The following is an 11,899-nucleotide window of genomic DNA, read 5'->3' as shown; positions in this document are numbered from 1 at the left end:
CTCAATAGCCCCCGTGCTTCATGGGGGGCGCCCGCAGATCGACGACCACGGCCTGGCGCAGGGCGCCGGCGGCGGGGATCACCGCGGTGCGGGCCACCTCGTTGCGGACGGCCTTCAGATAGGGATGCCAGACGCTGTAGGTCACCGGGCCGGCGGGCAGGCCCGCAATGACGGCCTCCCCCGCGGCGTTGGTCTTGGCCGCGAAGGGGGTGTCCACCACCCGCACATAGCCGGTCATGTCGTCGTGGATGTTGCAGCCCACCGCGATGATCCCGACGCGGTCGAACCTCACCACCCGGGTCTGGTCGCGGCCGTAGAGCTTCAGCTCGAAGGGCTTGGCCGGCGAGAAGGAATAGACGTGGTGCAGCACCGGATCGAAGTTCGGGAACGCCACCTCGGCGCCGGCCGGGACCACCAGGACGAAGGGCTGGAAGCTCATGTCCTTCTGGGCCATGCGATAGGGCCAGGGAAAGCGGATCGGGGCCTTGGCCGTCGCCGCCGGGGCCGCGACCACGACCACGGCGTCCGCCACCGGCTTGCCGGACGGCGTCTTGAGGTTGACCGCCAGGTCGCCGGCCCAGGCCGGGCCCGCCACCAGGAGCCCGAGGAAGAGAGCCGGGGGGAGGCGCATGGGTAACCTTACCCATTCTGGTGTGAACCTCTGGTAAAGCGCCGCCGCGCTCGCCCGCGACGACGCGAAGGCTTGCACAAGGGGCTCGGCCCTTGGCACAGTGGGCCCATTGACCTTCTCTCCGGCGTGCTTTGCGCCAATTTTTGAAAGCTACGACTTTGACGATTACGGCTACGGCGGCGATTTCGGCCGCGGCGAGCAGTCCCATGTCCTCGGTGGACGCCCTGATCGAAGGCCTGGCCGGCGTCGGCTACATCGCCTCGCGGCGCATCGCCACCGCCCTCTACATGGCCGTTCACCTGCAGAAGCCCATCCTGGTGGAAGGCTCGGCCGGGGTCGGCAAGACCGAGCTGGCGCTGTCCACCGCCGCCCTCCTCGGCCTGCCCCTGATCCGCATGCAGTGCTACGAGGGCCTGGACGAGTCCAAGGCCCTGTACGAGTGGAAGTACGGCAAGCAGCTGCTCTACACCCAGATCCTCAAGGACCGCATGGGCGCGCAGCTGGCCGACGCCGTCGACATGGACGCGGCCATGGACCGCCTGCACGGCATGGGCGACCTGTTCTTCTCCGAACCCTTCCTGGAGCCGCGCCCCCTGATGAAGGCGCTGCAGGAGGACGACGGCTGCGTCCTGCTGATCGACGAGATCGACAAGTCCGACGAGGCCTTCGAGGCCTTCCTGCTGGAGGTGCTCTCGGCCTACCAGGTCTCGATCCCCGAGCTGGGCGTGCTCAAGGCCAAGACCCCGCCCATCGTCTTCCTGACCTCCAACAATGTGCGCGACCTGGGCGACGCCCTGAAGCGCCGCTGCCTGCACCTGCACATCCCCCTGCCCGACGCGGCCCTGGAGCGGAAGATCGTCGCCAGCCGCGTCCCCGGCATCGAGGCCAAGCTGACCCACGAGCTGGTGGCCTTCGTGCAATCCCTGCGCACCCTCGACCTGCGCAAGTCGCCCTCCATCTCCGAGACCGTGGACTGGGCCCGCGCGCTCATCCTGCTCAACGCCGAGAGCCTGGACGGCGAGGTGGTGCGCGACAGCCTCAACGTGCTGCTCAAGTTCGAGCAGGACATCGCCGCCGTGGAGCCGCAGATCGTCGAGCTGATCCGCCGGCCCCTGGTCTGAGGCCGCCATGCAAGGCGCGATGGAAGACTTCCTCCGGGCCCTGCGGGCCGCGGACGTCAAGGTCTCGCCGGTGGAGGCGATCGACGCCCACCTGACGGTGGCCATGGTGGGCTTCGCCGACCGCGAGCTGTTCAAGGACGCGCTCTGCGCGACCCTGGCCAAGACCGCCGACGAGGTCGACCGCTTCGACGAGACCTTCGAGACCTTCTTCGCCCGCGAGACCTTCCAGATGGAGCCGCCCCCCCAGGGGGCGGACGGCGAGCCCGAGGACCTGCCGCCGGAGGTCGCGGGGTCCGAGCTGGCCCAGATGCTGCTCAACGGCGATGTCTCGGCCTTGGCCCAGGCCATGGAGGCCGCCGCCGAGCGGGCCCAGGTCTCGTCCATCCGGCTCTCCACCCAGCGCAGCCGCCTGACGCGGAAGATGCTGGAGGAAATGGGCCTGGCGGAGATCGAGCAGATCATCGCCGCGGCCAAGAAGCTGGAGGACGCCCGCAGCCAGGCCCTGGTGGGGCGGCTGGAGGCCGGCAAGAAGGCGCTGACGGAAGAGGCCCAGCGCTATGTGGACCGCCAGCACGAACTCTACGCCGCCGAGAGCGGCAAGAACCTCCGCGAGGAGCTGCTGGCCCGCAAGGCGCTGAACGCCGAGGGCGGCATCGACCCCGCCGACCTGGCCATGATGCAGGCCCTGGTGAAGAAGATGGCCAAGCGGCTGGCCGACCGCTATTCGCGCCGCCGCAACCGCGCCCGCCGCGGGCACCTGGACGTCCGCCGCACCCTGCGCCGCTCCATGGCCTATGGCGGCCTGCCCTTCGAGATCGTCTGGAAGACCCAGAAGGTGGAGAAGCCGAACATCGTGGCCATCTGCGACGTCTCCAAGTCCGTCGCCGCCGCCGCCCAGTTCCTGCTGACCTTCCTCTACAGCCTCAACGAGGTGGTGGACCGCATGGAGGCCTTCGCCTTCTCCGGCCGGATGATCAGCGTCAACGACCTGCTGGACGACAACAAGGTCGAGACCGCCATCCTCGAGGTGCTCAAGAAGATCGGCTTCCAGCAGACCGACTACGGCAAGAGCCTGGAGGATTTCTGCGACCAGCACCTGGACCAGATCGACCGCCACACCACGGTGATCTTCCTGGGCGACGCGCGCTCGAACTACGCCGACCCGCGGCTGGACCTGTTCGCCACGATCCAGAAGCGCTGCCGGGCGATGATCTGGCTGAACCCCGAGCCCGAGAGCTACTGGGGCCAGGGCGACAGCGTGATGCACCGCTACGAGCGGTTCTGCCACGTGGCCAAGCCCTGCAACACGCTGGCCCAGCTCGAGCGGATCATCGAGGACGTGCTGCGGACCTACGTGCCGCACTGAGCCAAGGGCGGGGCTCCGCGGCTACTCCTCCTCGTAGCGCCCCTGCCCCGCGCAGGGCACGCGACGGCGGACGACCCGGTAGCGGCCCTGGTCAGCGTCGTAATAGCTGCGGCGGACGGTGCAGACCTGCGGCCGGGCCTGCGGGCCATAGGCCAGGCCCACCGTGCCCGCCGGATAGTCGCGGCCCGTGCGGATCATGCCGTCGTCATAATGGACGGGATTGCCGAAGCCCGCGTAGCGGCTGACCGGCGCGGCTGCGGACCGGTGGCGGCGGCGCGGCGGCGGCGGCCGGTCGTATTGGCCGTAGGCGCCCTGGTCCTGGTCGCGGTCGGCTTGGTCGGGCGGGGCGCGATCGTCCCGCGGATAGCCGTCGTCCGGGGGACCGCGGCGGTCGCCATAGCCGGGGTCGCGGTCATCGTAGGCCGGCGACTGGGAGATGGCGTGCTCATAGGACTGGGCCAGGACCGGGGTCGCGGCCAGGGCCAGCAGGGTGGAGATCAGCAGGGTCCGCATGACGCGCCTCGGGCCGGAGAGGGACGCAACCTAGCCCGGCGGCTCATCCGCCGGAAGGCCGCCGATAGGGACTGGGGAGCGGGATGACGCAGGCCTGGCGGGCGCTGTTGGGAATCCGGCCCCGCGGACAGGGGGCGCAGCCGCCCGGCGAGCGGCTGTCATGGATCAGGTTGGGGGCGCGCCGGGTGCAGTCGCCATTGGGTTCGCCCACCGCGATGGGGACCGGCGCGGCCGGGGTCGGCTTGGCCGCCACGGGCGGCTTGGCGTAGACGCTCGTCGGCGTCGCGGCGGGTTTCGCGGCGGGGATCGGCCCGGCCGCGACCGGCTTGGCGGCGGCAGGTCTGGCGGCCGCCGGCGGCGCGGCGCCGGGTCCCGCGACAGGCGTGCGCACGCCATTGACCGTCTGGTAGACCGTGGGCGTCTCGGCCGGCGCGGCCTTGCCGGCCACCGGCGCCACGCACTTGCCGGCGGGGTCCTTGGTCTGGCCTGGCGGGCACCAGGGCACGTTCGGCGCGGGCCCGGCGGCGACCACGGCGGGTGGCTTGGACGACTGGGCCGCGGCGGTCTGGCCCCCCAGCAGCAGGGCGACGCTCAGGAGCGCGGCGATGGATCGAAACATGCGTCAGCCCCCTCTTCCGGCCTGCCCGCACAGTCATTCGACCAGCCCGCGCGGTCAAGCTGGAGGCCGTCTCACCAGGAATCGATCCAGCGCAGCTTCTTTTCGGTGCGCGGCGGAGCCGGCGGCAGGGATTTCAGCCCGGCCAGCACCCAGCGGCGGGTGTCGGCGGGATCGATGACGTCGTCCAGGTCGGTCCCCGCCCCACGGGCCAGGGCCTTGCCGGCCGCGTAGGCGCGGGCGACGCGCTCGTCGAAGCTCTTCTTCCGCTCCACCGGATCGGCGATGGCCGCCAGCTCGTTGCGGTAGCCCAGCTTCACCGAACCCTCCAGCCCCATGCCGCCGAACTCGCCGGTGGGCCAGGCGACGCAGAACATGGCCGCCTGATAGCTGCCGCCGGTCATGGCGATGGCGCCCAGGCCATAGCTCTTGCGCAGGATCACCGAGAAGATCGGCACCGTCAGGTTCGCCCCGATCACAAACAGCCGCGAGCAGTGGCGGATCAGGCCGGTCTTCTCCGCCTCCGGCCCCACCATGTTGCCCGGCGTGTCCGACAGGGACAGCAGGGGAATGTCGAAGGCCTCGCACAGCTGCATGAAGCGGGCGGCCTTGTCCGAGGCGTCGGAGTCGATGGCGCCGCCGATGTGGTGGGGGTTGTTGGCGAACACGCCGACCGGGCGTCCCTCGATGCGGATGAAGGCGGTGATCATGGCCAGGCCGAACTTGGGCCTAAGCTCCAGCACCGAGCCCGCGTCGGCGATCAGCTCGATCACCTTGCGCACGTCATAGACCCGCAGCCGGTTCTCCGGGATCGCCCGGCGCAGCAGCCGCTGGTCGGCGCAGGTCCAGTCGGCTGTCGGGCCCTGGAAGTAGGAGATGTACTGCTTGGCCAGGCGCACGGCGTCGGCCTCGTCTTCCGCCAGCACGTCGATGGTGCCGTTGGCCTGCATGACCTTCAGCGGTCCGATCTCCTCGGGCCGGAAGACGCCGAGCCCGCCCCCCTCCACCATGGCCGGACCGCCCATGCCCAGCGCGGAGTCCTTGGTGGCGATGATCACGTCGCAGCAGCCGAGGATGGCGGCGTTGCCGGCGAAGCAGCGGCCGGAATTGATCCCCACCAGGGGCACCGCCCCCGACAGCCGGCCCCAGAACTCGAAGCCCCGGGTGAAGCCGCCGCCCTCGGTGTCGCCCGGCCGCCCGCCGCCGCCCTCGGTGAAGAACACCGTCGGAACCCGCCAGCGCAGGGCGAGCTCGCTCATGCGGTCGAGCTTCTCGTGGTTGTGCGCCCCCTGGGTGCCGGCCAGCACCGTGTAGTCATAGGCCATGACCGCCACCCGGGCCCTGTCCTCGGAAAACCGGTCGCCGTTCACCTGGCCCAGGCCCATGACCATGCCGTCGGCGGGCGTCGTGGCGATCAGCTCCTCCAGGGTGTTGCGCTTGCGCCGCGCGGCGATGGTGAGCGCGCCGTACTCGGTGAAGGTGCCGGGGTCGCAGAGATCCTCGACGTTCTCCCGCGTGGTCCGCTGCTTGGTCTTGCGCCGCCGGGCCACAGCCTCGGGCCGGGCCTCGTCCAGGGTCAGGCGGTGGCGCTCCAGAACCTCGGCCAGGTCGGGGCGGATGTAATCCAGGTCGATGACCTCCTCGGCCTCGCCGGCGTCGCCCTCCACCTCGGCCTCCTCCAGGAAGGCCAGGGGGTGATCCTCGAAGACGGTGTCGCCCTGCGCCACGGTGATCTCGCGGACCAGGCCGGAGAAGCTGGCGGCCACCACGTGCTCCATCTTCATGGCCTCCATGATGAACAGGGGCTGGCCCACCCGCACGGCGTCGCCCACCGTCACCGACAGCGCGATCACCGTGCCCTGCAGCGGCGCGCGCAGGGGCTTGGTCCCCTCCGGTCCCTCGGCCTCGACGTCGGGCTCTGGGGCGGCGACCCGCTCTTCCTTGCCGAGCGCCAGGACCGCCAGGGGATCGGTCGCGTCGATCTGCACGCCGGCCCGCTTGGCGGCGCCCGCGCCTGAGGCCGCCGTCTCGAAATAGAGCTTCGGGGCCTCGGCCGTGGCGGCGAGCGCGCCCATCGTCTCCTCGATGAAACGGGTGTGGACCTCGCCCTTCGCCACCGCCGGGTGGGCCAGCAGGCTCTGCAGGAAGCCGATATTGGTGGGGGCCCCGGCGATCTTGAATTCCGACAGGGCGCGATGGGCCTTGGCCACGGCGGTCGGCAGGCCGCCGGCGCTGGCATGGACGATCAGCTTGGCCAGCAGGGAGTCGTAGCGGGCGCTGGTGCGATAGCCCGCATAGCCGAAGCCGTCGACCCGTACGCCTGGCCCCGAGGGCGGCTCGAAGGCCGACAGCACCCCGCCGGCGGGCCGGGCCGAGCCATCGGCGCCCATGGTCTCCAGGTTGACGCGGGCCTGGACGGCGACCCCGCGCGGGCTCGGGACCTGGGTCTGGGTGAGGTTCAGGTCGGCCAGGGACCTGCCGAGCGCCACCTCGATCTGCAGGCGGACGAGATCGAGCCCCAGCACCTCCTCGGTGACCGTATGCTCCACCTGCAGGCGCGGATTGGCCTCGATGAACACCAGGCGCGGGTGATCGCCCGCCTCCACCAGGAACTCCACCGTGCCCAGGCTGCGATAGTGGGCGGCGCGGCCCAGGGTGACGGCGGCCTCGAACAGCTGCTCGCGGATCTCCAGGGGCAGGGTGTCGGCCGGGGCGATCTCCACCACCTTCTGCCGCTGGCGTTGCAGGCTGCACTCGCGGTCCCACAGGTGGGAGACGGTGGCGCCGTCGCCGAGGATCTGCACCTCGATGTGCCGGGCGCGCGGCAGGAACTGCTCGACATAGAGGGCGCCGTCGCCGAAGGCCGCCAGGGCCTCGGAGGCGCAGCGCTCGAAGGCCTGCTCCAGCTCCTCCGCCGAGCGAGCGGGCCGCATGCCGCGGCCGCCGCCGCCGGACACCGCCTTGACCATCACCGCCCCGCCGGCGCCCAGCCCCGCCAGGAAGGCCTTTGCCTGATCCAGGGTCGTGGTTCCCTCCGTGCCCGGCAGGATCGGCACGTCGCAGCGGGCGGCCAGGGCCCGGGCCTGCCCCTTGTCGCCGAACAGCTCCAGGGTCTCGGGGCTCGGACCGACGAAGGTGACGCCGGCCGCCGCGCAGGCCCGGGCGAAGGCGGCGTTCTCACTGAGGAAGCCGTAGCCGGGGTGGATGGCGTCGGCCCCCGCCGCCTTGGCCACCTCCAGGATCTGCGTCCCATCCAGGTAGGCCGCCGGTCCCGAGCCCTTCAGGGCCACGGCCTCGTCGGCCTTGCGGGTGTGGAGGGAGGCCGCGTCGTCCTGGGCGTAGATCGCGAGCGTGGGGAGTCCCATCTCGGCGGCGGTGCGGGCGATGCGCACGGCGATCTCGCCGCGGTTGGCGATCAGCAGCTTCTTCACGGACATCCCTACCCTTCGCGGCCGCCTGCGGCCGTCTCATTGTTTGGTCCCGGCGCCTCAGGAGACGGGGGGTGACAGCAGGCCCTCGAAGAAGGGCCGGACATAGAGGTTCACCGCCATCTCCGGACTGGCCCCCGGCGTCCAGTGGTGCAGGTCGGCGGCCGCATTGATCATGGCGGTGATCATCTGGGCCCCGATATTGGTGTCGACGGCCCGCACCGAGCCGTCGGCGATGCCGTCGCTGATCAGCGAGGCGAAGCGGTCGGAGATGCGGTCGAACTTGGCCACCAGCTGCGGTTGGATCGACTCCGGCGCCGAGGTGAGGGCCGAGGTGCGCAGCAGGGGGGCGTTGCCCGACATCTGATAGGCCACCAGGGCGGCGGACACGGTGGCCAGGGTCTGCAGGCCGGTGGCGGAGACCGCCTCGGCCTGGCGGATGGCGCGGCGCATCACCTCGATGGTGCGCTCGAAGCAGGCGGCCACCAGTTCGTCCTTGGTCTCGTTGTGATGGTAGAAGGCGCCCTTGGTGACGTTCAGCCGGGCGGAGATCTTCTCCACCGAGGCGCCCAGATAGCCCTCCTCGTTGATCAGCTCGGTGGCCGCCCGCAGGAAGAGCTCGCTGGAGATCTCCCCGCCCGGCGGCGGCTCGGGGATCAGGTCCGGCAGGGGCCGCGGGTTCCAGGCGGCGCCCGGCGCGGCCAGGCCGTCGGCGGCGATGGAGAGGATGCGCTGGGAGACGCGGCCATAGTCCTCCGGGTCGTGGCGGTGCAGCCAGGCCACGGTCCAGAAGATCTCCGAGACCAGCATGTGGGTGCGCGCGTTGAGCGCCAGCCGGGTCAGGCCCGCCGTCTCCGGCCCTGACAGCAGGCCCCGGGCGCGCCGGAACATGTCGACATAGGCGGCGTTGACCGGCTCGGACTTCAGGGCGCGGACATCGTTGAACACCGCGATGGGCTCGGCCTCGCCCAGGGCCGCCCGGCGGCGATAGTCGAAATAGGCGTCCAGGAAGAGGGTCAGGCGGGCCCGCACGTCGGCCCCCGCCCGGCCCGCCGCCAGCAGCGCGTTGAACCGGGCGATCCCCTGGAGGAAGCAGGCCGCGGCCAGGTCCTCCTTGTTGCGGAAATAGTAGATGACCCCGGTGGGGACCAGGTTCAGCCGGGCGGCCACCTCCCCCAGGGTCATGCCGCGCACGCCCTTGCGGTTCAGCACCTCGACCGCCGAGCTGACGATGGCGCTCTTGCGCTGCTCGAAGCGCCGGGTGGGGCCTCGAGTCACCTTCTCCTGCAGTTCGACGCCCTGACTCATCCGCCCATCACTTCGCGCGGTCGTACCGCATCTTCTGAAATCACCTTAGAGCGTGACAGCCTGAAGTGGCTACCGGTTCAGGCGCCCGTCACGCTCTAAATATGAAAGAGCGAGCCTGCTTATCCGTTTCAGATGAGCCATCTGAAACGGACAGGCTCTAGCCCGGACCCGCGTCCGGGCGAAAGCCGCCCGGACGCTGAAACCGTGCCTCAGGCGCGCTTCAGGGCCTCGGTGTCGATCGGCAGACTGCGGATCCGCTTGCCGGTCGCCGCGAAGATCGCGTTGCAGAGCGCGGGCGGCGCCGGCGGCAGGGCGGGCTCGCCCAGCCCGGTGGGCGGATTGTCGGTGATCAGGAAGTGCACCTCCACCGGCGGCGCGTCGGCCATTCGCAGCAGCGGATAGTCGCCGAAGTTGCTTTGGGCCGCGGCCCCGCCCTCGATGGTGATCTTCTGGCCGAGCGCCGCCGACAGGCCGTCGAGCACCGAGCCCTGCACCTGGTTGATGGCCCCGGCCGGATTGACGATCTGCCGGCCGACGTCGGCGGCGACCCAGACCTTGTCCACCTTCACCGCGCCGTCGGCGGCGACGCTGGCCTGCACCACCTCGGCGAAATAGCCCATGTGGCTGAAGTGGAAGGCCACTCCCATGCCGGTCCCCGCCGGCAGCTTGGTCTTGCCCCAGCCGGACTTCTCGGCGGCGAGCTTGACCACGCCACGCATGCGGTCGGCGGCGTAGCCATCGCGGCCGGGGGTCCCCATCATGGCGCCGTCCCCCAGCAGCTTCAGGCGGAAGGCCACCGGGTCGGCGCCCGCCGCGTGGGCCAGCTCGTCGATGAAGGACTGCATGACGAAGGCGAGCGCATTGCTGCCCGGCGCCCGGAGGGGTCCGGTGGGCACGCCCGAAGGGATCAGGGACAGGTCGTAGCGGAAGTTGGGCACGAAGCGGGCCGGGAACTCGGCCGCCGACATGCCGGCGCTGGAGGCGAACTTGCCGTCGGCGCCGAGGCTGACGAAGTGGTCACGCCAGGCCGTGACGGCGCCCGAGGCGTCCACCCCGCCGGAGAGGAAGTGATAGCCGGCCGGACGGTAGAAGTCGTGGCGCAGGTCATCCTCCCGCGTCCACAGCAGCTTGACCGGCGCGCCCGCCTGCTTGGCGATCCAGGCGGCCTCGACCATGTAGTCGTTGGCCAGGCGGCGGCCGAAGCCGCCGCCGCACCGGGTCATGTGCAGGGTGATGTCGGCGGGCGCGATCCCGAGGGTCTTGGCCACCAGCTGGCGGCCGGCCTCGGGGTTCTGGGTCGGCGCCCAGATCTCCAGCTTGCCGTCCTTGTAGTGGGCCGTGCAGTTCATCGGCTCCAGGGCGGCGTGGGCCAGGAAGGGATAGGCGTAGGCCGCCTCCACCGTCTTGGCCGCGGCCTTCAGCCCAGCGGCGGCGTCGCCGTCGTTGCGCTCGGTGCGCAGGGGCGGACCCTTGGAGAGCGCCAGGGCCTGGGCGTCGAAGGCCGCCGTCGACTGCTGCGAAGTCGGATGGTCCGCCCACTGGATATTCAGCTTCTCGCGGCCCTTGCGCGCCTGCCACCAGCTGTCGGCCACCACCACCACGCCGGGCAGCAGGCCCGAGAGGTCGGTCCCGCCGTCCACCACGAAGGCCTGGCGCACGCCCTTCACCCCCTTGGCGGCGGCGAGGTCGGCGCTGGCCACCTTGGCGCCGAACACCGGGGCCTTCTCGAAGGTGGCGTAGAGCATGCCCGGGACCACCACATCGATCCCGAACAGCGGCTTGCCGGTGACCAGGGCCTCGGAATCCACCTGCGGCATGAACTTGCCCAGGATGCGGTAGTCCTTGGGGTCCTTCAGGGCGACGGTCTTGAGGTCCGGCGCCGGCAGGGTCGCGGCCTTGGCGGCGAGGGACCCGTAGGTGGCCTTCTTGCCCGAGGCCTTGTGATGGACCACGCCCGAGAGCGTGGTGCACTCGGCGGCCGGAACGCCCCAGGTCTGGGCGGCGGCGGCCACGATCATGGCCCGGCCCGCGGCGCCCACCCGGCGCAGCTCGTCCCAGTGCAGGGGGGTGGCCATGCTGCCGCCGGCGAACTGGCGGCCGTAGGTGGCCGGATCGCCGTCGGCCTGTTTCGTCGTCACCGAACTCCAGTCGACGTCGAACTCCTCGGCGATGATCATGGGCAGGGAGGTCTTGATCCCCTGGCCGATCTCCGGGTTCTTGGAGACGATGGTGACCTTGTTGTCCGGGGTCAGGCTGACATAGGCGTTGAGCTTGGCGACGCCGGCCTCGGCCGCGCCGGCCTTGGCCGCCACGCTGAAGGACAGGATCAGCCCGCCGGCCAGGGCGCCGGTCTTGAGCAGGTCGCGGCGCGAGGCGCCGTCGGTGAAACCGTCGGCCATCTTACGCCTCCACCTTCTGGCCGGAGGCCTGTTTGATCGCCGCCCGGATGCGGCTGTAGGTGGCGCAGCGGCAGATGTTGCCGCTCATCGCTGAGTCGATGTCGGCGTCGGCGGGCTTGGGCGTGGCGTTCAGCAGGGCGGTGGCCGACATGATCTGGCCCGGCTGGCAGTAGCCGCACTGGGCCACGTCCAGCTCCATCCAGGCGGCCTGCACCTTCTTGCCGTTGGGGGTGGCCCCGATCCCCTCGATGGTCACCACCTTGGCGGCGCCGACGTTCTCGATGGGGAAGGAGCAGGCGCGCACCGGCTGGCCGTCGATGTGCACCGTGCAGGCGCCGCACTGGCCGATCCCGCAGCCGAACTTCGGCCCCAGGATCCCCAGCCCGTCGCGCAGGGCCCAGAGCAGGGGCGTGCCCTCCTCGACATCGACGCTCCGGGCCTTGCCGTTGACGTTGATCCTGTAGGCCATGACGCGCCCTCTCCCCATTCTGTCGTTGGGGAAATCCTAGCGGGCGGC

General features: G+C 70.8%; 9 protein-coding genes. 2 read left to right on the top strand and 7 right to left on the bottom strand.

The annotated features are described in order from the left end of the window. Position 1 precedes the first annotated feature (1 nt). On the bottom strand, positions 2–631 hold the full coding sequence (locus AC1RN5_RS00820) for a cupredoxin domain-containing protein (protein ID WP_493039396.1): 630 nt from the start codon (positions 629–631) through the stop codon (positions 2–4). 206 nt (positions 632–837) lie between these two features. Here AC1RN5_RS00820 and AC1RN5_RS00815 point away from each other — a divergent pair, with 206 nt between their 5' ends. Both AC1RN5_RS00815 and AC1RN5_RS00810 read left to right on the top strand, forming a co-directional pair. Then, positions 838–1,752, top strand: coding sequence for an AAA family ATPase (locus tag AC1RN5_RS00815; RefSeq protein WP_304697521.1), 915 nt, complete (start codon positions 838–840; stop codon positions 1,750–1,752). A gap of 19 nt (positions 1,753–1,771) precedes the next feature. Further along, complete coding sequence (locus tag AC1RN5_RS00810; RefSeq protein WP_421933077.1) at positions 1,772–3,118, top strand: VWA domain-containing protein; 1,347 nt, start codon at positions 1,772–1,774, stop codon at positions 3,116–3,118. Positions 3,119–3,139: 21 nt separating this feature from the next. Here the strand turns inward: AC1RN5_RS00810 and AC1RN5_RS00805 are convergent, their stop codons facing one another. The 6 genes from AC1RN5_RS00805 to AC1RN5_RS00780 all read right to left on the bottom strand — a co-directional run bounded on the left by AC1RN5_RS00805 (position 3,140) and on the right by AC1RN5_RS00780 (position 11,851). Next, the gene (locus tag AC1RN5_RS00805) at positions 3,140–3,631 is read right to left on the bottom strand and encodes a hypothetical protein (RefSeq protein ID WP_493039395.1); all 492 of its coding nucleotides are present in this window, start codon (positions 3,629–3,631) and stop codon (positions 3,140–3,142) included. Between the two features lie 43 nt (positions 3,632–3,674). Next, the gene (locus AC1RN5_RS00800) at positions 3,675–4,250 is read right to left on the bottom strand and encodes a hypothetical protein (protein ID WP_493039394.1); all 576 of its coding nucleotides are present in this window, start codon (positions 4,248–4,250) and stop codon (positions 3,675–3,677) included. A gap of 71 nt (positions 4,251–4,321) precedes the next feature. After that, complete coding sequence (locus AC1RN5_RS00795) at positions 4,322–7,684, bottom strand: carboxyl transferase domain-containing protein (protein ID WP_493039393.1); 3,363 nt, start codon at positions 7,682–7,684, stop codon at positions 4,322–4,324. Positions 7,685–7,735: 51 nt separating this feature from the next. Next, positions 7,736–8,983 carry a TetR/AcrR family transcriptional regulator gene (locus AC1RN5_RS00790; protein WP_493039392.1) on the bottom strand — a complete coding sequence of 416 codons (1,248 nt, stop codon included), beginning with the start codon at positions 8,981–8,983 and terminating at the stop codon, positions 7,736–7,738. Positions 8,984–9,192: 209 nt separating this feature from the next. Further along, positions 9,193–11,382, bottom strand: a complete 2,190-nt coding sequence (locus AC1RN5_RS00785) for a xanthine dehydrogenase family protein molybdopterin-binding subunit (protein ID WP_493039391.1) — start codon at positions 11,380–11,382, stop codon at positions 9,193–9,195. Between the two features lies 1 nt (position 11,383). Then, the gene (locus tag AC1RN5_RS00780; protein WP_421933083.1) at positions 11,384–11,851 is read right to left on the bottom strand and encodes a (2Fe-2S)-binding protein; all 468 of its coding nucleotides are present in this window, start codon (positions 11,849–11,851) and stop codon (positions 11,384–11,386) included. Positions 11,852–11,899 lie beyond the last annotated feature (48 nt).

This window comes from Phenylobacterium sp. GW821-FHT12F10 (assembly GCF_058806695.1).
Note: the sequence above shows the minus strand (reverse complement) of the source record. Positions and strands in the feature narration are given on the sequence as shown.